This window comes from Micrococcus porci, from assembly GCF_020097155.1.
GTDB classification, from domain to species: domain Bacteria; phylum Actinomycetota; class Actinomycetes; order Actinomycetales; family Micrococcaceae; genus Micrococcus; species Micrococcus porci.
Map to the genome: position 1 here is coordinate 1,255,647 of NZ_CP083691.1, position 23,824 is coordinate 1,279,470.

General features: G+C 75.6%; 21 protein-coding genes. 12 read left to right on the forward strand and 9 right to left on the reverse strand.

Features of this window, described 5'->3' with window-relative positions:
* Window positions 1-73 precede the first annotated feature (73 nt).
* Complete coding sequence (locus KW076_RS06100; protein WP_224356683.1) at window positions 74-1,396, forward strand: DUF4921 family protein; 1,323 nt, start codon at window positions 74-76, stop codon at window positions 1,394-1,396.
* 43 nt (window positions 1,397-1,439) lie between these two features.
* Entirely contained in the window at window positions 1,440-3,095 is a 1,656-nt protein-coding gene (locus KW076_RS06105; RefSeq protein ID WP_224356684.1) for an ABC1 kinase family protein, read from the forward strand.
* Here the strand turns inward: KW076_RS06105 and KW076_RS06110 are convergent.
* Window positions 3,092-3,391 carry a hypothetical protein gene (locus KW076_RS06110; RefSeq protein WP_224356685.1) on the reverse strand — a complete coding sequence of 100 codons (300 nt, stop codon included), beginning with the start codon at window positions 3,389-3,391 and terminating at the stop codon, window positions 3,092-3,094. The two genes, KW076_RS06105 and KW076_RS06110, sit on opposite strands and share 4 nt — an antisense overlap.
* Before the next feature lie 144 nt (window positions 3,392-3,535).
* Here KW076_RS06110 and KW076_RS12635 point away from each other — a divergent pair, with 144 nt between their 5' ends.
* Together KW076_RS12635 and KW076_RS06125 are read left to right on the forward strand one after the other, a co-directional pair.
* Window positions 3,536-5,488 (forward strand): GNAT family N-acetyltransferase, encoded by a 1,953-nt coding sequence (locus KW076_RS12635; RefSeq protein ID WP_350354988.1) that lies wholly within the window; start codon window positions 3,536-3,538, stop codon window positions 5,486-5,488.
* On the forward strand, window positions 5,485-6,120 hold the full coding sequence (locus tag KW076_RS06125) for an SDR family NAD(P)-dependent oxidoreductase (RefSeq protein WP_224356686.1): 636 nt from the start codon (window positions 5,485-5,487) through the stop codon (window positions 6,118-6,120). The genes KW076_RS12635 and KW076_RS06125 overlap by 4 nt, the downstream gene beginning before the upstream one ends.
* A gap of 3 nt (window positions 6,121-6,123) precedes the next feature.
* Here the strand turns inward: KW076_RS06125 and arfB are convergent, their stop codons facing one another.
* Both arfB and KW076_RS06135 read right to left on the reverse strand, forming a co-directional pair.
* A complete protein-coding gene (gene arfB / locus KW076_RS06130) occupies window positions 6,124-6,564 on the reverse strand; it encodes an alternative ribosome rescue aminoacyl-tRNA hydrolase ArfB (RefSeq protein ID WP_224356687.1) in 441 nt (146 codons plus the stop codon).
* A 21-nt stretch (window positions 6,565-6,585) separates the two neighbouring features.
* Entirely contained in the window at window positions 6,586-7,107 is a 522-nt protein-coding gene (locus KW076_RS06135) for a DinB family protein (RefSeq protein ID WP_224356688.1), read from the reverse strand.
* Window positions 7,108-7,209: 102 nt separating this feature from the next.
* Between KW076_RS06135 and KW076_RS06140 the strand changes: the two genes are divergently transcribed.
* The 4 genes from KW076_RS06140 to KW076_RS06155 all read left to right on the forward strand — a co-directional run bounded on the left by KW076_RS06140 (window position 7,210) and on the right by KW076_RS06155 (window position 10,892).
* Entirely contained in the window at window positions 7,210-8,262 is a 1,053-nt protein-coding gene (locus tag KW076_RS06140) for a cation diffusion facilitator family transporter (protein ID WP_224356689.1), read from the forward strand.
* 278 nt (window positions 8,263-8,540) lie between these two features.
* Window positions 8,541-9,842 carry a ferredoxin reductase family protein gene (locus KW076_RS06145; RefSeq protein WP_224356690.1) on the forward strand — a complete coding sequence of 434 codons (1,302 nt, stop codon included), beginning with the start codon at window positions 8,541-8,543 and terminating at the stop codon, window positions 9,840-9,842.
* Between the two features lie 25 nt (window positions 9,843-9,867).
* Complete coding sequence (locus KW076_RS06150) at window positions 9,868-10,065, forward strand: hypothetical protein (protein WP_224356691.1); 198 nt, start codon at window positions 9,868-9,870, stop codon at window positions 10,063-10,065.
* Window positions 10,065-10,892 carry an FAD:protein FMN transferase gene (locus KW076_RS06155; RefSeq protein WP_224356692.1) on the forward strand — a complete coding sequence of 276 codons (828 nt, stop codon included), beginning with the start codon at window positions 10,065-10,067 and terminating at the stop codon, window positions 10,890-10,892. Before KW076_RS06150 ends, KW076_RS06155 begins: the two co-directional genes overlap by 1 nt.
* A gap of 50 nt (window positions 10,893-10,942) precedes the next feature.
* Here KW076_RS06155 and KW076_RS06160 read toward each other — a convergent pair whose 3' ends face one another.
* Window positions 10,943-11,482, reverse strand: a complete 540-nt coding sequence (locus KW076_RS06160) for a DUF3253 domain-containing protein (protein ID WP_224356693.1) — start codon at window positions 11,480-11,482, stop codon at window positions 10,943-10,945.
* A 30-nt stretch (window positions 11,483-11,512) separates the two neighbouring features.
* Between KW076_RS06160 and KW076_RS12640 the strand changes: the two genes are divergently transcribed.
* From KW076_RS12640 to KW076_RS06180, 3 genes are read left to right on the forward strand one after another with little or no spacing between them, the layout of a single operon-like run.
* A complete protein-coding gene (locus KW076_RS12640) occupies window positions 11,513-12,532 on the forward strand; it encodes a GNAT family N-acetyltransferase (protein WP_350354989.1) in 1,020 nt (339 codons plus the stop codon).
* 22 nt (window positions 12,533-12,554) lie between these two features.
* Window positions 12,555-12,992, forward strand: a complete 438-nt coding sequence (locus KW076_RS06175) for a VOC family protein (RefSeq protein ID WP_224356694.1) — start codon at window positions 12,555-12,557, stop codon at window positions 12,990-12,992.
* 53 nt (window positions 12,993-13,045) lie between these two features.
* Window positions 13,046-15,439: an ATP-binding cassette domain-containing protein gene (locus tag KW076_RS06180; RefSeq protein ID WP_224356695.1), complete on the forward strand. Its 2,394-nt coding sequence runs from the start codon at window positions 13,046-13,048 to the stop codon at window positions 15,437-15,439.
* 49 nt (window positions 15,440-15,488) lie between these two features.
* On the opposite strand, the gene KW076_RS06185 is transcribed toward KW076_RS06180, so the two are convergent.
* Genes KW076_RS06185 through KW076_RS06195 form a run of 3 tightly spaced genes read right to left on the reverse strand, consistent with a single transcriptional unit; the run spans window position 15,489 to window position 19,298 of the window.
* On the reverse strand, window positions 15,489-16,193 hold the full coding sequence (locus tag KW076_RS06185) for a ZIP family metal transporter (RefSeq protein WP_224356696.1): 705 nt from the start codon (window positions 16,191-16,193) through the stop codon (window positions 15,489-15,491).
* Between the two features lie 25 nt (window positions 16,194-16,218).
* On the reverse strand, window positions 16,219-17,502 hold the full coding sequence (locus tag KW076_RS06190; protein ID WP_224356697.1) for an NAD(P)/FAD-dependent oxidoreductase: 1,284 nt from the start codon (window positions 17,500-17,502) through the stop codon (window positions 16,219-16,221).
* A gap of 26 nt (window positions 17,503-17,528) precedes the next feature.
* Window positions 17,529-19,298 (reverse strand): bifunctional 3'-5' exonuclease/DNA polymerase, encoded by a 1,770-nt coding sequence (locus KW076_RS06195; protein ID WP_224356698.1) that lies wholly within the window; start codon window positions 19,296-19,298, stop codon window positions 17,529-17,531.
* A 116-nt stretch (window positions 19,299-19,414) separates the two neighbouring features.
* Here KW076_RS06195 and KW076_RS06200 point away from each other — a divergent pair, with 116 nt between their 5' ends.
* Window positions 19,415-20,518 (forward strand): DUF4190 domain-containing protein, encoded by a 1,104-nt coding sequence (locus tag KW076_RS06200; RefSeq protein ID WP_224356699.1) that lies wholly within the window; start codon window positions 19,415-19,417, stop codon window positions 20,516-20,518.
* 82 nt (window positions 20,519-20,600) lie between these two features.
* Here the strand turns inward: KW076_RS06200 and KW076_RS06205 are convergent, their stop codons facing one another.
* On the reverse strand, window positions 20,601-21,899 hold the full coding sequence (locus KW076_RS06205) for a dicarboxylate/amino acid:cation symporter (RefSeq protein WP_224356700.1): 1,299 nt from the start codon (window positions 21,897-21,899) through the stop codon (window positions 20,601-20,603).
* A 264-nt stretch (window positions 21,900-22,163) separates the two neighbouring features.
* The gene (locus tag KW076_RS06210; protein WP_224356701.1) at window positions 22,164-23,801 is read right to left on the reverse strand and encodes an alkaline phosphatase D family protein; all 1,638 of its coding nucleotides are present in this window, start codon (window positions 23,799-23,801) and stop codon (window positions 22,164-22,166) included.
* Between the last annotated feature and the right edge of the window lie 23 nt (window positions 23,802-23,824).

Sequence of the window (23,824 nt, forward strand, 5' to 3'; positions counted from 1 at the left end):
CTGACCGGCGGGCGCGTCGGCGCCGGCCTGCCCGGGCCGGCACCGCCTCGTATCCTGGCCTCGTGCACCGTCTGTGAGCGAGCCCCTCACCCGACTGCCGGACGGCACCGTCAAGCAGCGCAACCCCTTCACCGGCACCGAGGTCTGGACCGTGCCCGGCCGCGGCCACCGCCCGCTCGGCCTCGTCCGGCCCGCCCCGCAGCCGCTCGACCCCGCCCAGCACGGCCGGCACTGCGCCTTCTGCGAGCACCGGATGCTGGAGACGCCGCCGGAGAAGGCACGCATCGTGCCCACGAGGGCCGACGACGACGCCCCGGCCTGGCAGATCCTGCGGCACCCGGCCGCGGAGCGGCTCGGGGAGACGACCCCGGCCTTCCGCCGGGTCCCCAACCTCTTCGAGATCCTCAGCTACGACTACTGGCGTCTCAACCACGGCTACGAGCTCCCCCCGGACGCGCGCCGCCGCCGTGACGAGTACCTGGCCACCGAGGCCGGCCGTGCCCACGTGCGGGCCGTCGTCGCCGCGAAGCTGCGCGCCTCCGGCCGCTCCGCGGAAGAGGCTGCGGCGATGTCCGAGGCGGAGTTGATCGCGGCGTCGGCCGCATTCTTCGGCGGCACGCACGACGTGGTGATCGCCCGGCGGCACTTCGTCGACGGCGCCGTGGACGACCACCAGCTGGCCTCCTCGGGCACCCTCACCCTGGACGAGCACCACGCGTTCCTGGCCCTGACCGCCGACGCGATGCGGGACCTCTACGCGACCACGCCCGCCGTGCGGTACGTCTCCGTGTTCCAGAACTGGCTCAAGCCCGCCGGCGCCTCCTTCGACCACCTGCACAAGCAGCTCGTGGCCATCGACGAGGTCGGCGCGCAGAACGCCGCCGCCCTGGACCGGCTGCGCGAGGACCCGCAGGTGTTCAACCATGCCGCGCTGGACGTGGCCGTGGCGCACGACCTCGTGATCGCCGCCAACGAGCACGCCGTGATGTTCGCCGGCTTCGGCCACCGGTACCCGACGGTCGAGGTCTACTCCACGAGCCCGGTGGGGCAGCCGTGGCGGCAGTCCGCGGCCGAGCTGCGCGCCGTCTCCGACCTGCTGCACGCCGCCCACGCGGCCACCGGGCCAGACGTCCCCTCCAACGAGGAATGGCACACCCGCCCGCCCGGGTTCGCGTCCCCGATGCCCTGGCGCGTGATGCTCAAGTGGCGCGTCTCCACACTCGCCGGCTTCGAGGGCGCCACCAAGATCAACGTCAACACCCTCAGCCCGTGGGACGTGCGGGACCGGGTGCTGGCGCGGCTGCGGGAGCTGCGGGCGGCGGGCGCACTCGCGGACGGGATGCGGATCGGGGCCGACGCACGGGTCCGGCCGGGCGCCCTGCGCTACGCCGACTGAGCGGCGAGGCTCACTCCTCCGCGCGGTCGGTAGCGTGGGCGCCATGGCCCTCCACCTGCAGCGCTACCGCGAGATCGCCCACGTCATGGCCCGCAACGGCCTCGACGCCACCGCCCGCCTGGCCGGGCTCGGCCGCTGGCTCGCCCCGCAGGACCCGACGGCGCGCCGGCCCCTCGACGCCGAGGCACGCCCCGAGCTGCTGGTCCGCACGTTCGAGGAGCTCGGCACCACGTTCGTGAAGCTGGGCCAGCTGATCTCCACCCGCCCGGACCTGTTCCCGGAGTCCTACTGCACCGCGTTCGCCCGGCTCACCGACCGCGCCACGCCCGTGCCGTACGCGGCGATCGCCCGCACCGTGGAGGAGGACTTCGGCGCCCCCGTGGACGAGCTGTTCGCGGAGTTCGACCGGACCCCGCTGGCCACGGCCTCCGTGGGCCAGGTCCACGGGGCCGTCCTCCACGACGGGCGCGACGTCGTCGTGAAGGTCCGCAAGCCCGGCGTGGTGGAGGCGGTGACCGCGGACCTGGAGATCCTGCGGACCCTCACGGGGCGGCTGGTCCGGGCCTCCCGGACGCTGGCGGACATGGACGTCGCCGGGATGGTGGACCAGTTCGACCGGTCCCTGCGGGCAGAGCTGGACTTCGTGGTGGAGGCCCGCGCGTGCGAGGAGATCGCGGCCGGGTTCACGGGCACCCCTGGCGTGCGGTTCCCCTGGATCGCCTGGGAGCTGACCAGCGCGCGCGTGCTCACCATGGAGCGCATGGCCGGGATGCGCGTGGACGACCTCCCCGCCCTGGAGGCCGCGGGCATCGACCGGGAGGAGCTCGCCTACCGGGCCGCGGACGTGCTGATGCGCATGGTGTTCCAGCACGGGGTGTTCCACGCCGACCCGCACGCCGGCAACGTGTTCATCGAGCCGGACGGGACCATCGGCTTCATCGACTTCGGCTCCGTCGGGCGGATCGGCCCCGGCGTGCGGGAGCGGATCTCGGGGCTGGCGATGGCGCTGGCCCGGCAGGACGTGGACGGGCTGGTGCGCGCCCTGCTGGAGATCGCCCCGCCCCGCGGGCCCGTGGACCGGCGTCGGCTGCGATCCGAGGTCGGGCGCATCGTGGCCCGGGTGGACGGCCGGGACCTGCAGGACATCAAGGTGCCGCAGCTGGTCTCCGAGGTCTTCGCGATCGTCCGCCGGCACCGGCTGTCCCTGCCCCCGGAGCTCGTGCAGGTGTTCCGCATGGTCCTGATCGTGGACGGGCTCGGCCGTCGCCTGGACCCCGGCTTCGACTACACCCGCGTGCTGGACCCCTTCGTGCGGCGCATGGTCATGGACCAGCTGGACCCGCGGCGCCTGGCCCGCCGGCTCCGCCGGGCCACCATCACCACCGCGGACATCGGCCTCGAGCTCCCGCAGTACCTGCGCACGCTCATGGAGCGCATCGAGGACGGCGGCATCGACGTGAACGTGCGCACCAGCGAACTCGAGCCGCTCGTGGCCCGCGTGGAGCGGACGGGCGACCGGGTGGTCGCCGCGCTCGTGGTGGCGGCCATGATCACCGGCGGCACCAACGTGCTGGTGGCCTACAAGGACCGGCTCGGCCCGTTCGCCGGACCGCTGGTGGCCGCCGGCGGCGCCGCCCTGACCTCGGGCAGCGCCTACCTCGCGTGGATCAGCCGTCCCCGCCGGGCGCCGCGCCGCTAGGCCGGCCGCGGCCGGACCGACCGGGCGCCCCAGCCGACGAGGATCTGCTGGACCTCGCGGTGGGTGGACCGGTCGGGGAGGTCACGGGCGTCCCCGGCCTCGCGCCAGCGCGCACCCTCGCTGGTGGAGACCTCCAGCATGATGTCCTCCGCCTCGGCGCCGCGGACCACGAACGATCCGGGGAAGCGGACGCCGGCGCGGCCCAGGGTCAGCTGCCGCGCCGGGACGGACCAGCCGGGCGCGGCCGACGGGGAGTCGGGGGTGAACGTGACCATGCCGTCCGCGATCTCCAGCACGCCCCAGGTGCCTGGACGGAGCGCCCCGTGCGCGGGGGCCCGACGGGGGAACCACCGGCCGACGCCCGTCGCCAGGGCGGCGTCCTCGCACCAGGGGAGGGGCCCCGGCCCGGGGCGCGCACCGCAGCCGTAGAGTGGATCCCTGTGACCCGTGACACCCCTTCCGCCGACCGTCCCCCGCTCAGCGCCGACGCGCTCCGGCCGATCGCCGCCGCCCTGGACCGCTGGCTGGCGACCCAGACCGAGGTCCGCCGGGTTCCCGGCGTCCAGGCCGCGGTCCGACTCGGGGACGAGCTGATCCTGTCCACCGCGCACGGCGTGGCCGACGAGTCCACGGGCGAGCGGCTCACCACGCGCCACCTGTTCCGTGTGGCCAGCCACTCCAAGACGTTCACCGCCGTCGCCGTGCTCCGCCAGGTGGAGCTGGGCACCCTACGCCTGGACGACACCGTGGGCGCCCTGCTGCCCGGGTACGCCGACACGCCGCTGGCCGGGGTCACCCTGCGCGAGCTGCTCAGCCACACCGCCGGCGCGGTCCGGGACGGCGCCGACGCCGACCACTGGATCCTCGACCGCCCCTTCCCGGACGCCGCCGCCCTCCAGGCCCTGGTCCGGGACCACGGCACGGCCTACGCCCCGCAGGAGCACTTCAAGTACTCGAACATCGGCTACGGCATGCTCGGCGCGGTGCTCGAGCACGTCACCGGCCGCCCCTACGCCGAGCACGTCCGCGCCTCCGTCCTGGACCCGCTGGGCCTGACGGACACCCACGCGGACCTCACCGACGACGTCGCCGCCCGCGCCGCGACCGGCCACACCCGGGCCGGGGGCCGGGCCCGCGCCCGCGTCACGGTGGAGCAGACCACCACCGGGGCGCTCGCGGCCGCCACGGGGTTCGTCTCCCGCGCCGAGGAGCTCAGCGCGTTCTACGCCTCCCTGGCACTCGGGGCCCGCGGCGTGCTCTCCGACCGCAGCCTCCGGCTGATGCACCGCGCCGAGGCCACGTTCCGCCGGGGCGGCGGGACGGGCACCTATGGGCTGGGGCTCCTCGGCCAGGAGGTCGGCGGACGCCGCCTCCTGGGCCACTCCGGCGGCTTCCCCGGGCAGATCACCCGGACGCTGTTCGACCCCGCCACCGGCCTGGCCGTCAGCGTGCTCACCACTGCCGTGGACGGCCCCGCGGAGGCGCTCGCGGTCGGCGTCGTCCAGCTGATCGACCTGCTCACCGCACCCGCCGCCGACTGGCAGGCCCTGCCCGGCGGCGTCACCGCCGCCGACCTGGACCGCCTCGCCGGACGTTACGTCTCCCTGTGGGGCGCCACGGACGTCCTGCGCGGAGGCACCGCGGAGCGGCCGCGGCTGGTGCTCCTGGACCCCGCCGCGCCCGCCCCCGCCGACGCCGCGGAGGAGCTCCGCGCCCTGGACGCCACCACGCTGCGGGTCGAGGACGCCGACGGCTTCGGTGCCTGCGGGGAGCCCATCCCGTTCGACCTCGACGCCGCCGGCCGGGTCACCCGGATGCGCGTCACCGGGGTGAGCGCGTGGCCGGAGGAGGCGTACCGGGCCCGCCGCGGCGACGCGTGGCGGCACGCAGACGGCGTCGACGGGGCGGAGGCCGAGCCCGACGCGCACGAGGAGGCGGCGCCCGTCCTCGTGCAGGCGGCGGCGTTCGCGGATCTCGACCCGGCCACGGCCTACCGGCTGTGGGCGCTCCGCCAAGCGGTCTTCGTGGTGGAGCAGGACTGCCCCTACCAGGACATGGACGGGCGGGACATGGAGCCGGCGACCGTCCACCTGTGGGTGTGCGACGAGGAGGACGCCCCGATCGGCACCGTGCGCCTGCTCGACGACGGGGACCACGCGCGGATCGGCCGCGTGGTGGTGGACCGTGCCCACCGAGGACGCGGGGTGGCGGCGGCCCTCATGGAGGCCGCCCTCGAGCAGGTGGGGGAGCGGGCCTGCGTGCTGGACGCGCAGGCCCACCTCGAGCACTGGTACGGCCGCTTCGGGTTCGCGGCGGACGGCCCGGAGTTCCTCGAGGACGGGATCCCGCACGTGCCCATGCGCCGCCCGGAGGCGGGACGGCGCACGCCGTGAGCGCCCCCGCCGCCCCCGACCTGACCGGCGCGCTCGTCCTGGTCACTGGCGCCAGCTCCGGGATCGGATCCGCCCTGGCGCGCGGCCTGGCCGCGGCCGGGGCGGACCTGGTGCTGGTCGCCCGCCGCGCGGGCCGGCTCGCCGCGCTCGCGGACGAGCTGCGCGCCGCCCACCGCACCGAGGTCACCGTCCTGCCCCGCGACCTCGCCGCGCCCGACGCAGGCCCCGCCCTCCGCGCCGAGCTCTCCTCCCGCGGCCCGCGCGTCACGGGGCTGGTGAACAACGCCGGGTTCGGCAGCGGCCTGCCCTTCGGGCGGGAGGACCCGGCCCGGCTGGAGGCGATGCCCGCGGAGGAGGAGCGGGGCCGCGAGCGCGTGCTGTGCGTGTCCCCCTCCAGCACGGGCACGGAGTTCTTCGACGTCGCCGGCACCCCGGGCGCTGGCGGCGGGTTCGCGCGCCGGGCGGCCCCGGACGACGTCGCCGCCGCCGTCCTGCGCGTCCTCGCCCGCCGCGGCGGGCCGGCGGAGGTGGTCCCGCACGACCGCGCCGTCACCGTGGCCGCCCGCCTGCTGCCGCGGACGGTCCTCCGGGGCATGGGGGCGATGCACCGCCGGGGAGCGGCCCGGCGGTGAGGCTCAGTCCATCCGGGGCCGGCGGCGGGACTGCTTGACCTCCGACCGGCGCGCCTTCGCCTGCAGCCGGCGCCGCTGCGAGCCGCGCGTGGGCTTCGTGGCCCTTCTGGGCGTCTCCGGCACGAGCGCCTCGCGTAGCAGCGCGGCCAGGCGCTCGCGCGCCGCCGTCCGGTTGCGGCGCTGGGCGCGGTGCTCCGCGGCGTCCACTGTCAGCACCGTCCCCGCCAGCCGCGGGGCCAGCCCCTCGAGCAGCCGGATGCGCTGCGCGTCGGTGAGCGCCGTCGTCGCGGCCAGGTCCAGGCTCAGCTGCACGCGCGAGTCCGCCGTGTTGACCCCCTGACCGCCCGGGCCGGAGCCGTGGGAGAACCGCTCCGAGAGCTCCGCCGCCGGGATCCGCAGGCCGCGGGGCACGCCCGGGCCCGGCGGCACGCGCAGGTCGTCCACGGCGGCCTCCTCCCCGGCGGCTCAGACGGCGAAGCGCCAGCCGTCCACCAGGCCACGCGCGTAGGCGGCCTGGCCGACGTGCACGGCGGCGTCGTCGATCATGCTGACGATCCGCACGCCGCGCGTGACCGGCTCGCCCTCGTAGGTGTCCACGACCTCGCCCAGGTCCTCGGTGGTCAGCGATGACGTCCACGTCACCAGCGCGTCCACGCACGCCTCCAGATGCTCGCCGAGTGCCGGGACGTCCGTCACCCGCAGGGCGGAGACGTCCTCCGCGGTGTCGCCGAGCCCGAAGTCCTGCGCGTCCCGCTCGACCCCCAGCCGCCGCGCCCAGCCGCCCGCCTCCCAGACGGTCGTGCCGCCCCTGAGGGCGACCGTCTGCACGTCCATCTGCCGGGCGGCATGCCACAGCAGCCACGCGATGGAGTTGCCTGCGCCGCCCGGGCGCGTGTGGGCGGCCTCCGCGGAGAGCCCGTCCAGGACGGGGGCGGCGAGGTCGAGGGCACGGTGGGCGGCGTCGGCGATGAGGTCCTGGGGCTGCATGGGCCCAGGGTATGACGGCGGACCCCGAGCATCCAGCGTGGGGGACGAGACCTTCCCGGGCGCGGTCGGGCAGGGGCGGCGGGAAAGGAGCACACTGGGGGCATGAGCCACTCCGACGACATCCGACCCTCCGTCGCCGCCCACCCCGACGACGGCGACGCCACGTCCGACCCCGCCCTCGCCCCGCCGCAGGCGGAGGACCGGCCCGAGGGGCTGGTCACGGTGGTCATCGCGCTGGCGGTCAACGTGGCGGTGGCCGTCGTGAAGTCGGTCGTCGCGGCGCTCACGGGCTCCGCCGCCATGGTGGCGGAGGCCTCGCACTCCTGGGCCGACGCCGGCAACGAGGTGTTCCTCCTGGTCGCGGAGCGTCGGGCCGCCCGTCCCGCCGACGCGCGGCACCCCCTGGGCTACGGGCGCGCCGCCTACGTGTGGTCCATGGTGGCGGCGTTCGGCCTGTTCGCGGTGGGAGCGGCCGTCTCCGTGTGGCACGGCATCACGGCCTGGTCCGCCCCCGAGGAGGAGGGCGGCGGCCACCTGATCGGCTACGTCGTGCTCGCGGTCGCCTTCGTGCTGGAGGCGGTCTCCTTCGGGAACGCCCACCGGCGGGTGAGCGCCGGAGCGCAGGAGCACCGGGTGAGCCGGTCCCGGTTCCTGGCCCGCACCTCCGACCCGACGCTGCGGGCCGTCTGGGCGGAGGACTCCGCCGCGTTGGTGGGCATCGGGATCGCCGCCGCCGCCATCGCCCTGCACCAGCTGACCGGGGACGCCCGCTGGGACGCCGCCGGGTCGATCCTCGTGGGGGTGCTGCTCGGCGCGGTCGCCGTGTTCCTGCTCTCCAAGAACATGGCCTTCCTGGTGGGCGAGGTCGCCGACCCGGCCGTCCGGGTGCGCGTGCTGCGGTGGCTCTTGGAACGCCCGGAGGTGCTCTCGGTGAGCTACCTGCACCTCGAGTACGTCGGCCCCGGACGGCTTGCCGTGGTCGGCGCCGTGGACCTGGCGGCTGACGAGGTCGAGTCCCTGGCCGCCGTCGCCCTCCAGCGGGTGGAGGACGCACTGCTCGCGCATCCGGTGGTCGCGGCGGCGGTGCTCTCCCTGTCCAACCCCAGTCACGCCCCGCTGCGCCTGGAGGACGAGGAGGCCGCCGCACGGCGGTGATGCCGGCCCACGGGTGGGGCGCCAGGGCCGGCCGCACCTCGTTCAGAGAACATCCGGTCGATGTCCAGGAATGCCTCTGGCGAGGGGCGCATGCTTCCAGCCATGACCGCAGCGCCCTCCACTCCCGCCCCTCCCGGGGAGGTTCCGCAGACCCAGCGCCTGCCGACCGTCCCCCCCCGCCCCTCACACCCGCACCGGGCCCCGCCGGCATCCGTGACCGCCCCGCCGGGCGCATCCCCGCCTGGTGGCGCGACGCCTCCGGCTCGCTGCTGTGGCTGGTGCTGCTGGCGGTCACCGCCCTGTGGGTGCACGGGGGAGGGGTGCAGGACCTCGCCGCCGTCGGTTCCGGGCTGACCTCCCTGGGCCGGCTCACCGGGCTGATCGCGTCCGCCCTGCTCCTGGCGCAGGTGTTCCTCATGGCCCGCGTCCCGCTCGTCGAACAGGCATGGGGCCAGGATCGCCTCACGCGCGTGCACCGCCGGGTCGGATTCACGTCCTTCACCCTGATGTTCGCCCACCTCGCGCTCATCACCGCCGGCTACGCCTGGGACACCCCCGCGGGCCTGTGGGGCACGCTCGTGGACTTCGCCGTGGACTACCCGGGCATGCTCCTGGCGATCGCCGGCACCGCCGCCCTGGTCATGGTGGTCGTGACGTCCTTCAAGGCCGCCCGCGCCCGGCTGCGGTACGAGTCCTGGCACCTGATCCACCTCTACGGCTACCTCGGTGCGGGCCTCGCGCTGCCGCACCAGCTGTGGACCGGCCAGGAGTTCCTGGCCTCGCCCGTGGCCACCGCGTTCTGGTGGACCCTCTGGGCGGTGACGGCGGGCGCCGTCGTCGTGTTCCGCGCCCTGCTGCCCCTCTGGTGCTCGGCCCGGGCAGGGCTGCGCGTGCAGTCCGTGACCGCCGCGGGGCCGCACGCGGTCACCGTGACCGTGGCCGGCCGGGGCGCCCACCGGCTGCACGCCCGCGGCGGGCAGTTCTTCCAGTGGCGGTTCCTCGACGGCCCGGGCTGGACGCGGGCCCACCCGTACTCGCTGTCCGCCGCCCCCGACGGCCGCACCCTCCAGTTCACCGCGGCCGTGGTGGGCGACGGCACCGGCCGCCTGTGGGACATGCGCCCCGGCACGCGGGTGCTCGTCGAGGGCCCCTACGGGCGCATGCATGACGGCGTCCGCACCGGCCGCAAGGCCCTGCTCATGGGTGCGGGCATCGGCATCACCCCCATGAAGGCGCTCCTGGAGTCCCTCCCCGCGGACGCGGGGGAGATCACCGTGGTCCACCGCGTGTCCGACCCCGACGACCCCACCCTGCACGCGGACCTGCTGGCCGCCGCCCGCACCCGTGGCGCCCGCTACATCCGCCTCGAGGGGCGCCGCCGCCCGGGCGCCGACAGCTGGCTGCCCGCCTCCGCGGGGGACGTCGACGACGTCACCGCCCTGCGCCGGATCTGCCCCGACCTCGCCGAGCACGACGTGTTCGTCTGCGGCGCACCCGCGTGGACGGACCTGGTGCGCCAGGCGGCCCGCCGCGGCGGCGTCCCCGCCGAGCGCATCCACGACGAGCGCTTCTCCTTCTGACCCCATCCCCAGAAAGGCCCCTCCCATGCGCCGCATCACCACCTGGCTCCTGGCCACGCTGGCCGGCCTCGTCCTGCTGTTCAGCTACCACACCTCCACCGACCCGAACGCGTCCGCCACCGCCTCCCAGGGCACGAGCGTGCACATGGTCTCCGGCGCGAGCTTCACCTCGGCCGCGTACGAGCAGAGCCTCCAGTCCGCCCTCGACCGGGCGCACCTCTGATGGACGCCGCCCAGCTGCCGGCGTTCCTGACCTCCGGGACGGTCGAGGACCTCATGGCCGATGCCGCCGCCCCCGCCTGGGGCACGCGCGCGTTCGTGGAACAGGTCATGGGCGGGCCCGTCTCCGTGCACGTGCGCGCGGAGGACCCGCGCCGCGCGGACATCGCCGCCGCGGTGCGGCGTGTCTGGGACCTCCTGCACCGGATCGACGCCGTCCTCTCCCCCTGGAGGACGGACAGCGACCTGCTCCGCATGCGGCGGGGCGAGCTCGACGCGGCCGCGGCCCATCCGTGGCTGGCGGAGGTCCGGGCCCTGACCGACGAGTCCGAGCGCGTCACGGGCGGCCTGTTCACCACCGACCTGCCCGCCCCGGACGGCAGCCGCGGCTGGGACCCCACCGGCCTCGTCAAGGGCTGGGCGGGGGACCTGGCCGCTCAGGTGCTGGCCGGGGTCCCCGGGATCTCCTATGCCGTAAACGCGGCCGGCGACGTGCGCGTGGGCGTCACACCGGGCGGCCCCCGCGACCCGTGGGAGGTCGGCGTGGAGGATCCCGCGCGGCCCGGGCAGATGGCCGTCGTCGTCTCGCTCGTGGAGGGCGCCCTGGCCACGTCCGGGACCGCCGCGCGCGGCGCCCACGTGATGGACCCGCGCGTCGTGGTGGACGGGCACCCCGCCCCGGCGACGCCGCAGCTCACCTCCGTCAGCGTCCTCGGCCCCACCCTGACCTGGGCGGACGCGTGGGCCACCGCCAGCCTGCTGGATCCCGGGGCGCTGGCTGCCGCCGGCCCCGCCTGGGCCGCCTACCGGGTGGTCTCCCGCACGGTGTGACGACGGCGGGAACCTCACGGTCCCGCCCCGTCCGCGTGCCCGGGGTGAGGTCAGGTCTCCAGCGCCGGGCCCGCGGCGATCCGGACGGGCCCGCGGGCGGTGGCCACGTCCACGGCCGCGCCCTTCCGGGTCACGACGACGACGCCCTCCTCGGCCAGGGTGCCGGCCACCTCGCGGGCCACGGGCATGAGGTCGCGCCAGTCCTCGCCGCCGACGACGCGGGCCGCGTCCGAGGGGCAGATCGTGCGGTCTTCCCCCCGCTGCCGCAGCAGGGTGCGCATGGCGGCGGCCAGCCGGTCGCGGCGGCCCTGCTCGGTGGGCTCCCACCAGGGGTCGCCGCGCTCGCCGAGGGCCACCTTCGCGTCCTGGACGCGGACACGGGCGGCGTCCCCGCGGGACTTCACGAGGCGCCGGGCGGCCATGAGCTCCTTCACCAGCTCCGCGCGGAGGGCCTCCGGGATGTCCGGGTCCGTGGCGCGCCACCGGCGGCCGTCGACGATGATGAAGTGCCCGTCCGGGGTGTGTTCGGGACCGGTGCGTTCGGGACCGCTGTGCTCCGGATCGGACGGAGTGATCGGCTCTCCAGTCATGGGTGGGGACTCTACGGGCAGAATCTCCCCATGGACACGCATCGGAGCACCCCCGTCGTCGCCCTGCGCCCCGTGGAGGCCGGGGACGAAGAGTTCCTCTGGACGTGGATCCACGGCACGCCCGACGCGGAGTGGAAGCGGTGGGACGCGCCCTACTTCCACGCCGCGGAGCAGGCGGCGCCCATGGGCCGCGCCGCGTTCGCCCGGTCCTTCGCGCCATGGCCCGACGACGCTGACCGCCGCATCATCACCGCGGACGGGGCGGCGATCGGACTGGTCACCCGTCACGAGGAGGCCCCCGCCGGCGGAGGCTGGTGGGAGCTGGGCATCCTGCTGTTCGACCCCTCCCGCTGGGGCGGCGGGATCGGGACCCGGGCGCTGGCGGCCTGGACGGAGGCGACGCTCACCGAGACGGACGCCCACGTGCTCACGCTCACCACGTGGTCCGGCAACGCTCGGATGGCCGGTGCGGCAGAGCGGGCCGGATTCCGGATGTGCGCGCGGGTGCCGGAGTCGCGAGCCTGGGACGGACGACGCTGGGACTCCCTGCGGTTCGCCCTGCTGCGCGGCGACCATGAGGGCGAGCAGGCGTCGGCACCGGAGCCGCCGGCACGCCGCCCCGAGCTCGCGGACCTCACCGTGGTGACGGGACGGATCCCCGACGCCGCGGCGCTCCGGGCCCTGTACGACGCCGTCGGCTGGACCGCGTACACGCGGAACCCGGACGCGCTGGCGGCGGGGGTCGCGGGCTCCGCGTGCGTGGCGACGGCCTGGGCGGGGCAGGAGCTGGTGGGGCTGGCCCGGGTGGTCTCCGACGGGCACACGATCGCCTACCTCCAAGACGTGCTCGTGCACCCGGAGCGCCGGCGGCAGGGCGTCGCTGGAAAGCTGCTGGACGCCGTGTTCGCGCCGTTCGCCCACGTGCGCCAGCAGGTGCTGATCACCGATGAGGAGCCGGGCCAGCGGGCGTTCTACGAGGCCTGCGGGTTCCGGCAGTTCGGCGGAGGCGGTCCCGTCCCGGGCCGGACGTTCGTGCGGTTCGCCGGCTGAGGGCGGGGCCTAGGCTGGCCGCATGGGCATCCGGTTCGAGAACGTGGGCATCGCCGTCGAGGACCTCGAGGAGGCGGTCGACTTCTTCCAGGGCCTCGGGCTCGTCGTCGTCGGCCGGGACGAGGTGCAGGGGGAGTGGGCGGACACCGCTGTGGGCCTGGACGGCAACCACGCGCGCATCGCCCTGCTCACCGCGCCGGACGGCGGCCCCGGCGTCGAGCTGTTCGAGTACCTGCACCCGGAGGCCCTCCCGACGCCGGACACGCTCCCGCACATGATCGGCATGCACCGCGTGGCGTTCCGGGTGGACGACCTCGACGCCGCCCTCGCCGCGTGCGACCGCCGCGGCTACGCCCCGCTGCGCGGCGTCGCGGACTACGAGGGCGTGTTCCGGCTCACCTATGTCCGCGGGCCCAGTGGGATCGTCGTCATGCTGGCCCAGGCCACGGGGGAGGGCTGACCCCCTGACCTGGGCGGCCCCGCGGCGTCCGCCCGCGCCGCTACCCTGAGCGCATGCCCACGCCGCACGCCTCCGCCGCGCCCGCCCCGCACACCGCCCACCCCGCCGACGGCCACGACGTGATCCGCGTCCACGGCGCGCGCACCCACAACCTGCAGGACGTGTCCCTCGAGTTGCCCAAGCGGCGGCTGACGGTGTTCACGGGGGTCTCCGGCTCCGGCAAGTCGTCCCTGGTGTTCGGCACGCTCGCGGCGGAGTCGCAGCGGCTGGTCAACGAGACCTACCCGTCCTTCGTGCAGGGGTTCATGGCGGCCATGCCCCGCCCGGACGTGGACGTCCTCGAGGGGCTGACCACGGCCATCGTCGTCGGGCAGGAGCGGATGGGTTCGAACCCGCGCTCCACCGTGGGCACGGCCACCGATGCCACGGCCCTGCTGCGGATCCTCTTCTCCCGGCTGGGCACCCCGCACATCGGCTCCCCGCAGGCGTTCTCGTTCAACGTCGCCTCGGTCTCCGGGGCGGGCGCGGTGAGCACGCAGAAGAACGGACGCACCGTGAAGGAGCGGCGCGAGTTCTCGGTGACCGGCGGCATGTGCGAGCGCTGCGAGGGCACCGGCCGGGTCAGCGACATCGACCTCGCCGCGCTCTACGACGAGGAGCTCTCCCTCGAGGACGGCGCCCTGAAGATCCCCGGCTACTCGATGGACGGCTGGTGCGGGCGCATCTTCCGCGGCGCCGGCCTCTTCCCCGTCGACACGCCGATCAAGAAGTTCACCCAGCGGCAGCTGGACGCCCTCCTCCACAAGGAGGCCACCACGATCACGGTGGACGGCATCAACCTCACCTACCTGGGGCTGATCCCGCAGATGGAGCGCTCCATGCTCTCCAAGGACGTCGAGTCCCTGCAGCCGCACATCCGCCGGTTCGTGGAGTCCGCCGTCGCGTTCGGCACCTGCCCTGACTGCCACGGCACCCGCCTGAACGAGCGCGCCCGCTCGGTCACCCTCGGCGGGGCCTCGATCGACCAGGTCTGTGCCCTCCAGATCACCGACGCCGCCGCGTGGCTCCGCGGCCTCGACGCCGGCCCCGCCGCCCCGCTCGTGGCCGGTCTGCAGGAGCTGCTGGACGCGTTCGAGCGCATCGGCCTGGGCTACCTGAGCCTGGACCGCGCCACCGGCACGCTCTCCGGCGGCGAGTCCCAGCGGGTGAAGATGATCCGCCACCTCGGCTCCGCGCTCACGGACGTCACCTACGTGTTCGACGAGCCCTCCGTGGGCCTGCACCCGCACGACCTCGCCCGCGTGAACGCGCTGCTCACCGACCTCCGGGACAAGGGCAACACGGTGCTCGTCGTCGAGCACAAGCCGGAGACCATCGCGATCGCCGACCACGTGGTGGACATGGGCCCGCGCGCCGGCGCCGACGGCGGCCGGGTCACCTTCGAGGGGACGGTGGAGGAGCTCGCGGCCTCGGACACCCTCACCGGCCGGCACCTGAAGGACCGGGCCGCCCTCAAGGGGGAGGTCCGCACGCCGACCGGCGTCGTCGAGATCCGCGGGGCCTCCGAGCACAACCTGCAGGACGTGGACGTGGACATCCCCCTGGGCGTGCTCGTGGCGGTGACGGGCGTGGCCGGCTCGGGCAAGAGCTCCCTGGTGCACGGCTCCCTGGCCGGGCGGGAGGGCGTCGTCGTGATCGACCAGGCGCCCATCACGGGCTCGCGCCGCTCCAACCCGGCCACCTACACGGGCCTGCTGGAGCCGCTGCGCAAGGCGTTCGCGAAGGCCAACGGCGTGAAGCCCGGTCTGTTCTCCCCGAACTCGGACGGCGCCTGCCCGGCTTGCAAGGGCGCGGGCGTGATCTACACGGACCTGGCCACGCTCGGCGGCGTGGAGAGCGTCTGCGAGGAGTGCCAGGGCCGCCGCTTCCTCCCCGAGGTGCTCGAGCTGACCCTCGCCGGCCGCAGCATCGCGGACGTGCTGGAGATGTCCGTGGACCAGGCCGCCGCCTACGTGGCCGAGGGGGAGGCGCGCCTGCCCGCGGCGCAGAAGGTCCTGGGCCGGCTGCAGGACGTGGGCCTGGGCTACCTGACCGTCGGCCAGCCCCTCACCACCCTGTCCGGCGGCGAGCGCCAGCGTCTCAAGCTCGCCGTGCAGATGGGCGAGAGGGCCGAGGTCTACGTCCTCGACGAGCCCACCACCGGCCTCCACCTCGCCGACGTCGATCAGCTCCTGGCCCTCCTGGACCGCCTCGTGGACGGCGGCACGTCCGTGGTGGTCATCGAGCACCACCAGGCGGTCATGGCCCACGCGGACTGGATCGTGGACCTGGGTCCCGGCGCGGGGCACGACGGTGGCCGCATCGTCTTCGAGGGCACGCCGGCCGCCCTCGTGGCCGACGCCTCCACGCTCACCGGGCGGCACCTGAAGGAGTACGTGGGGGCCTGAGCAGCGGGGCAGGCCGGGTGCTCGGCCGGCCCGCGCTCAGCCGGCGCGCTCAGCCCAGGAGGGAGAGCCCGCAGGCCAGCGCGAAGCCGACCACGGTGACGAGGCCCGCGGTCTCGCCGCCCTGCTCTCGCGCCTCGGGGATCATCGTGTCGATGAGCATGACCAGCAGGGCGCCGGCCGCGAAGCCCTGGACGCCGGCGGTCATGCCCGGCGTCGCCAGCTCGGCGAGCAGGCCGCCGACGACCGTGGCCAGGATGCAGACCACGGTGACGACCGACCACTGCGTGAGCACGTGGCGGCGGGTCTTGCCCGCGCGCAGCAGGTCCGCGGAGGAGCCGATGGCCTCGGGCAGGTTGGAGACGAAGATCGCCACCACCAGGGCCAGGGAGATCTCCCCGCCGGCGGCCAGGCCGACGCCGAGGACGACCTGCTCGGGGATGCCGTCGAGGAGCGCGCCGACCGTGAGGGCCGCGCCGCTGCCGCCGCCGGAGCCGCCGCCGCGGCGTTCCACGACCCGGTTGGCGGTGAAGTACGCGGCCGCGCCGAGGGCCAGGCCGACGCCCACGGCGACGGCGCCGCCGGTGTTCACGCCCTCCTCCGCCAGCTCGAGGGACACGGAGGCGATGAGCGCGCCCGCGCCGAACGCCAGGATGCGGCCGATGGTGGGCCGGTGCCAGTCGCGGGCGAGGGCGAGGAGGGCACCGAGGAGCAGGGAGGAGGCGGAGACGACGCCCCACAGGAGGATCTGGGTCACCCCCGCAGGGTAGTCCTCCCGCGGGTCAGCGCGGGAGCTCGTGCAGCAGCCGCTCGGCCACGCGGCGGCCCGAGACCAGCGCCCCCTGGATGGAGGCGGTGTCCCGATGGTCGCCGGCGGCGTAGACGCGCTCGGCGACCCGCGCCTCGGCCCGCAGCCGCAGCGGGGCGGCCTGCACGGGCAGGGCGTGGGGGACGTCGTCCCGGGCCAGCAGGTCCCAGTCGGACGCGTCGACGCCCCAGATGCGCGCCGCGTGGGCGCGCGCCTGCGCGTCGGTGACGGCCGGGGCGGACGGGTCCAGCAGGGCCGTGGCCTCCACCAGCGGCGTGCCGTCCGGGGAGAGGCCCGGCGCCGCCGCCGTCATCACCGCGGTGTGCACCAGCGGCCCGGAGCCGGTGCCGTCCACGGCGAGGAAGCGCTCGCGGGCCGGGGCCGAGGGGGCGCGGAACCACCAGGTGGTCAGGCCTCGGGAGGGGACGGGGAGGCGATCCGTGGCCGCCTCGGGGAGCAGTCCGGTGAAGGCCTCCGGACCCACCGCCAGCACCGCCGCGCGGGCGTGCAGCGGGGCGCCGCCGGCCACGTCCACCACGACGCCGTCGGCGGCCGGCCGCACGGCGGTCACCGACGCACCCGTGGTCACCCGCGTCCCCGCGGCCCGGACGCGGGCCGCGAGCTGCTCCGGCAGCGCGGCCACGCCGCGGGCGGGCACGCCCGGCGTGCCGAGCACGAACATCCGCACCAGCAGCTCCGTGAACCGGGACGACGTCGTGAGGTCCGGGTCGGCGAGCACCCCGCGCAGGAACGGCTCGAGGACGGCATCGCGCAGCGGGCCCCGCACGCCCGCCCGGTCCCACGCCTCGATGAGGGGCGCGTCCATGCGGTGCTTGGCCACCCGCGGCGCGGCGAGGGCGGGCGCCGCCCAGCGGGACAGCGCCGCGAGCTCCCGCGCATCGAGCAGGCCGTGCCGGACGCCGTCGCGGAGGGTGCGGGCGGCGAGCCGGGGCTCCCGGCGGGGGTCGGCCAGGAGCGCGAGCCCGCGGCGCGTGCGGACCCGCACGCCCGCGCCGAAGGGCCGCAGCCCCAGGGCGTCGACGTCGGCGTGCCGGGGCAGCTCCGGGTAGGCGGGGTTCACCAGCTGGAAGCCGCGGTCCAGGACGAAGCCGTCCACGGTGCGGGTGCGCTGGCGCCCGCCGACCTCGGCCTCGCGCTCCAGCACGCGCACGCTCAGGCCGGCCTCGGCGAGGGTGCGGGCGGCGACGAGTCCGGCCAGGCCGGCGCCGACGACGATGACGTCAGAGGGGGTCTCCATGCGCCCCAGTATGGGCCACGGAACCCTCACTTGGCCTGGGCGTAGGACTCCACCTGGGCCACGGTGAGCGGGAAGTCCACGGGCGCGGCGCCGAAGAGCAGCCGACCCGCCTGGGATGCCGCCTCCGTGACGATGCGGGCGACGGCGCCGGCCTCCTCGGCGGGTCCGTGGAGCACCACCTCGTCGTGCACGAAGAACACGAGGGCCGTGCTCAGCCCCGCCCGGTGGAGCCCGCCGCGGATCTGCCCCATCCAGCACAGCGCCCACTCCGCGGCCGTGCCCTGGACCACGAAGTTCCGGGTGAACCGTCCCGCCGACCGGCGCAGCGAGCGGGCTCGGGCCTCGGCCTCCCGGGTGGAGCGGTCGGCCACGCGCTCGAGCCAGCGCTCCGCGGGCGCGGGGGAGGTGCGCCCCAGCCACGTGTGGACCGGGCGGCCCGCCTCGCCGTCGGCGGCGGCGGCCTCGAGCATCGCGAGGGCGGCCGGGTAGAGGCGGCGCAGGTGGGGCAGCAGGGCGGCGGAGTCGCCGGTGGTCGCCCCGTACATGGCCCCCAGCAGGGCCACCTTCGCGCGGGAGCGGTCGTCCAGCGCCGTGCCGGCGGAGCGGCCCTGCTCCGCGACCTCCCGGTAGAGGTCCGGGGTGGCGCCGGCCGCCGCGAGCGCGGCGTCCCGGGACATCGCGGCCAGGATGCGCGGCTCCACCTGGGAGGCGTCCGCCACGGTGAGCACGTGGCCCGGGTCGGCGCGGACGGCGTCGCGCACCCCCGAGGGCACCTGCATGGCCCCGCCGCCGTGGGCGGCCCACCGGCCGGTGACGACGCCGCCCACCAGGTAGGTGGGACGGAACCGGCCGTCGCGGGCCCAGGTGTCCAGCCAGTGCCAGCCGTGGGCGGTCCACAGCCGGTAGAGGGCCTTGTACTCCAGCAGCGGGGCGATGAGGGCCTCCCGGGCCTGCCGTTGCGCCCCGCCCTGGTCCGCCCACGCGGTGAGCTCCCACTTGCGGGTGGAGTCGACGGTCACCCCGGCGGTCTGCAGGGCGCGCAGCAGCGCCGGCGGGGAGTCCGGGTTGAGCCCGGGGGACCCGAGCGCCGCCGCCACCCGCTCGCCGAGGGCCTGGAGCCGGGCGGGGCGAGCCCCCTCCGGAGGGCGGGGGCCGAGCTGCTCGGCGAGGAGGGCTTCGTGCACGTCCGCGCGCCAGGGCAGGCCGGCGTGGTGCATCTCGGCGGCGACGAGCGCCCCCTGGGACTCTGCCGCCAGGAGCAGCCGCAGGCGGTGCGGGTGCGCCGAGGCCGCCACGGCGGCCTGCTGGGCCGCCAGCTCCCGGGCGAGCGCCGCGGCGTCGGGGGCGGGCTCGGGGCCGGCCAGCTCGAACATGGCCCCCTGCCCGGGGGCCCGACGGGCGGTGGCCGGGTCCTCGGCCTCGGGCTCGTGGACGGGCAGGTCTACCGTCGGGGCGTACGCCAGTCCCGCGGCGGCCGCCCCACGGAGGATCCGCTGGCCGAGGGAGAGGTCCCGGCACCGGTCCCACCGCACGCCCGCCGCCAGCAGCGCCGGATAGACCTCGGCCGCGTCGGCCACCGTCCACCGCACGACGGCGGGGTCCACGCCCAGCCGCCCCGGCAGGGCCCGCACCACGTCCGCCAGCTCGTCCCGCGCGAACCGGGCCACGGGTCCCCCGTCCCCCTGACCGGGCGACGCATCCGCGGGGGAGGGGGCGGCGTCGTCGGGCAGGACCAGGGCGCACCATCTCCCGGGCGGGGTGCCGGGAGCGGGATCCGGGCCGAGGACGATGACCATCCGCCCATTCTCGCCCGTGCCCCGCACCGGGGGTCGAGCCCTGTGCCGCGGCGGTGCGCCGCCTAGACTCGAGTCAGCGGCTCGCTGTGACCGCCCGCACACCATTGGAGGGACCCGTGACCGAGAACCAGCACCCCGACGACCCCCGCCGTCCGGAGGACACCGGGGGCGGCGCCGTCCCCGGTGAGTCCGCCCGCCACGGCGTGGAGGAGGGCGCACCCGAGGCCGGCGCCGCCGGCTGGCCGGACAAGCCCCCGTCCGCCGGCTGGCCGGACCACACGCCGGTCACGGGCACCGGGCACGGCTCCAGCGCCTACACCCCCGGCGGGGACGGCGCCGTCCCGGGCCCCTACGAGCAGCCCTCCTACGGGCAGCCCGCCTACGGCCAGGACGCCGGAACGCAGCAGGCCGGTGCGCACGGCCAGCCGCAGGGCGCCTACGGGGCGGATGCATACGGGGCCGGCGCCCAGCATCCCGGCTCCTACGAGCAGCAGGGCCCCTACGGTCAGCCGACCGGCGCCTACGGCCAGCAGCAGCCGGGGGCCTACGGCGCCTACGGCCAGCCCCTGGGCGGGTACGGCGCCTACGGACAGCAGCCGGGAGTCTACGTGACGGGTGCGGGCGCGCCGCGCCCGGCCTCCAACGGGCTGGCGATCGCCGCGCTCGTCTGCGGCGTCATCGCCCTGCTGCTCAGCTTCCTGCCGTTCATCGGCCTGGTCAGCGTGCTGATCGGCGCGGCCGCGGTCATCACGGGCGTCCTGGGCCTGCGCCGGGGCCAGTCCAAGGGGATGTCCATCGCGGGCATCGTCACGGGCGCGCTGGGCCTGCTGATCTCGATCGCCGTCACGGCCCTCACGGCCGCCGCCGTCTCCGCCGCCGTCCAGGAGGGCGGCCCGGCCCTCTCCTCGATCGGGGCCTCCCTCTCCTCCGAGGCGAATGCGCCGCACGAGGTGGAGCTGCGCGCCACCGTGGACCAGGGCGACGCCACGGTGAACTACTCGATCGGCGGCAGCTCCTCGGACCAGGACATCACCGCCGAGCAGATCTCGGTGACGGACTCGGTCACCGGCAGCGAGACCCTCAGCATCTCCGTCACCGAGGACGTCACGGACACCGGGTCGCAGAACGTGACGTGCGAGATCCTCGTCGACGGCCGGTCGGTCGCGAAGGAGACCGGCACCAGCTCGGCCTACTGCAACGCCGGCTACGGCGACTACTGAGCCGTCCGTCCGCCGCGGCCGCCACGCACGACGGGCGCCCCCTCCTCGCGGAGGCGGCGCCCGTCGTCGTCCCGGCGTGGTCTCAGGCGGCCGGGGACTCCTCGGCCACACCGGGGTCGGCGGCGATCCGGTCCCCGGCGATCCGGTCCATGATCAGCGCGATCGCGCCGTCGCCCGTGACGTTGGTGGCGGTGCCGAACGAGTCGATGGCGATGTAGGTGGCCACCATCAGCGCGACCTGCGGCTCCGTGAACCCGAGCATCGAGGAGAGCAGGCCCGAGGCGGCCACGATGGCCCCGCCCGGCACACCGGGGGCGGCCACCATGGTGATGCCGAGCATGAAGATGAATCCGACCATCAGGCCCACGTCCACCTGCCCGCCGGTGAGGATGATGACCGCGGTGGAGAACGCCACGATCTTCACCGTGGAGCCGGCCAGGTGGATAGTCGCCGCCAACGGCACCACGAACGCCGCGATCGGCTGCCGCACGCCCAGGGAGACCACCTGGCGCAGGGTCACGGGGATGGTGGCCGCCGACGACGAGGTGCCCAGCGCCGTCGCATAGGCGGGCATCATGGCCTTCAGGGCGGTGAGGGGGTTGCGGTGGGCGATGACGCCGGCCACCGCGTACTGCACCAGCAGCAGGACCACGGTCAGGGCGAACACGATGAGGATCACGCCCAGGAACGTGCCGATCACCTCGAACACGCCGCCCGAGGCGGCCATCGCGAGGAAGATGCCGAAGATGTAGAACGGCAGCAGGGGCACGACGATCCCGGTGACCACGCGTTCGATGATGGTCCGCAGCTCCTCGAAGCCCTGCTGGAGCACGCCGCGGGGGATCAGCGTCATGCCGATGCCCAGGACGAAGGACAGCAGCAGCGCCGTCATGACGCCGAACGGCGGGTCCATGGCGATCTCGAAGAACGGCGTCGCCCCGCCCTCGGAGGGATCCGTCACGCCGGAGATCGAGCCCGGGGTGAGGATGCGCGGGAACAGCGCCAGCGCCACCCCCAGGGACAGGAACCCGCCGAAGAGGGTCGAGCCGTAGGCGATCGCCGCGGTGACGGACAGCCACCTGCCCGCGCCGCGGCCGAGCTCGGCGATGGCCGGGGCCACCAGCGCCACGATCAGCACGGGGACGATGAACCCGAGGAACGCGCTGAACAGGGACGTGCCGGTCACCGCGGTCCGGGTGAGCCACTCGGGGGAGACCAGGCCCACGACGACGCCCAGCACGATGCCCAGCAGGACGCGCGGCAGCAGGCCCAGCCGGCGCAGCCCGCGGCGGGGGGCCTTCTCCGGCGCGGCGGTGCCGTCCGTGGCAGACGACGACGGCGGGGCGGGCGGGACGGATGAGGACGGGGCGGCGTGCGACATGCCGAACACCCTAGAGCCGCGCACCCGCGCCGAGCGGCGCGCGCGCCACTGTTGCGGAGGCCATCCGCCCGGGACGGGCTGCGCGCCCGGGGGCTCAGCGCAGGGCGCCCACGGCGTGGACGGCGGCGACGATCGCGTCCGCCGCGGCGCCGAGTGTGGCCGCGTCCGAGTCCGGCCCGAAGGTGCGGCGCAGCGCCGAGCGGCCCCCTCCAGTGCCGCCTCACCATTGCCCCGGGCGGCACGAAGGACGCGTGCCTGGGCAGGTCAGGCCGCCGTCAGGGTCCGCGCGTACACGGTGCGACCGTTCGCGTTGATCAGACGCACCCGGAACTCACGGCCGTCCTCGGGGATCTCGACGTGGCCGAAGTACTGGTGCTCGCCGGAGCGCGGCGAGCCCATGACCGGCCCGTGCGCCTCGAAGTCCAGGCGCGGGCCGAAGGTGCCGTCCAGCGTGTTCGGGCCGAACGATCCGGCGTTGATGGGGCCGGCCACGAACTCCCAGAACGGCTCGAAGTCGGTGAACGCCGCGCGGTCGGGGGAGTAGTGGTGCGCCGCGCAGTAGTGGACGTCGCCGGTGAGGAACACGACGTTCTTCACGCCGTGGTCCTTGATCGCCTTCAGGAGGCGGGCGATCTCCAGCTCGCGGCCCAGCGGGGCGCCGTCGTCGCCGTTGGACAGGGACTCCTGGCCCGTGCCGTCGGGGACGACCAGGCCCAGAGGCAGGTCGTTGGCGATGACCTTCCACGTGGCGGTCGACGCCCGCAGCCCGTGGATGAGCCACTGCAGCTGCTCCTCGCCCAGGATCGGGGTCTCGTGGGTCTCGAGACCCGGGGTGTTCTCACCCTTGTGGGTGCGCATGTCCAGGGCGAACACGTCGAGCGTCGCGCCGCGGGGGATCCTGCGGTAGATGCGGGCGGGCTCGAAGCCGGAGCCGCGGCGCAGGGCCGTGGAGTCGGCGATCGGCATGTACTCCTGCCACGCGCGGCGGGCGCGGGCGGCCAGCGTGTCCACGTCACGGACCTGGGTGTAGCGCGGGTCTTCGAGGACCTCGCCCGGCCACCAGTTGTTGGTCGTCTCGTGGTCGTCCCACTGGGCGATGACGGGGACGTCCGCGTACAGGGCGCGGAGGTTGTCGTCCATCATGTTGTAGCGGTGGCGGCCGCGGAACTCGTTCAGCGTCTCGGCGACCTTGGACGTCTCCTCCGTGACGAGGTTGCGCCAGGTGGGCTCGCCGGCCACCTCGAGGGTCTCCGGGATGGGGTTGTCCGCGTAGATCGTGTCGCCGGAGTGCAGGAAGAAGTCGGGCTGCGTGGCGTGCATCGCCGCGTAGCCGCGCATGCCGCCGATCTCCGGGTTGATGCCGTAGCCCTGCCCCGCGGTGTCCGCGGTCCACACGAAGGACTGGGCGGCGGAGGTCTTCCGGCCGAACCGCGCGCCGGGCGCCGTCGTGAAGCGGGCCACGGCCGACTCGCCCAGGCGGCCGGCCTCGTCCTCGAACGCGTACGTCACCTCGAAGCGGGTGCCGGAGGGCAGCGTGTCCGCGAGGATCTTCGCGGTGTGGTCGGTGGCCCCGTCGACCCAGCCGGAGCGCAGGGTCAGCCCGCGAGCGAAGCGGCCGCGCAGCACCTTCCCGTCCTCGTCGACCGCGCGCAGCGTGGCGTGCAGACGCGAACGGCCGGACGAGCGCGCCCACAGCACGGCCGAGTTCGAGGTGACGTCGCCGGTGGCGACGCCGGACGGCAGCGTCAGGCGGGACGCGACCAGGCCACCGGGGGTGTGGCGGGCCGGACGGGCGGCGGCGGGGCCGGCCAGGGCGGCGGGGGCGAGCACGGCGGCGGACGCCGCGGCGAGCACCGAACGGCGGGAGGCGGAGTGGGACAGGGGTGCGGTGGTCTGCTTCACGGAGCCAGGGTGGGGCACGCAGG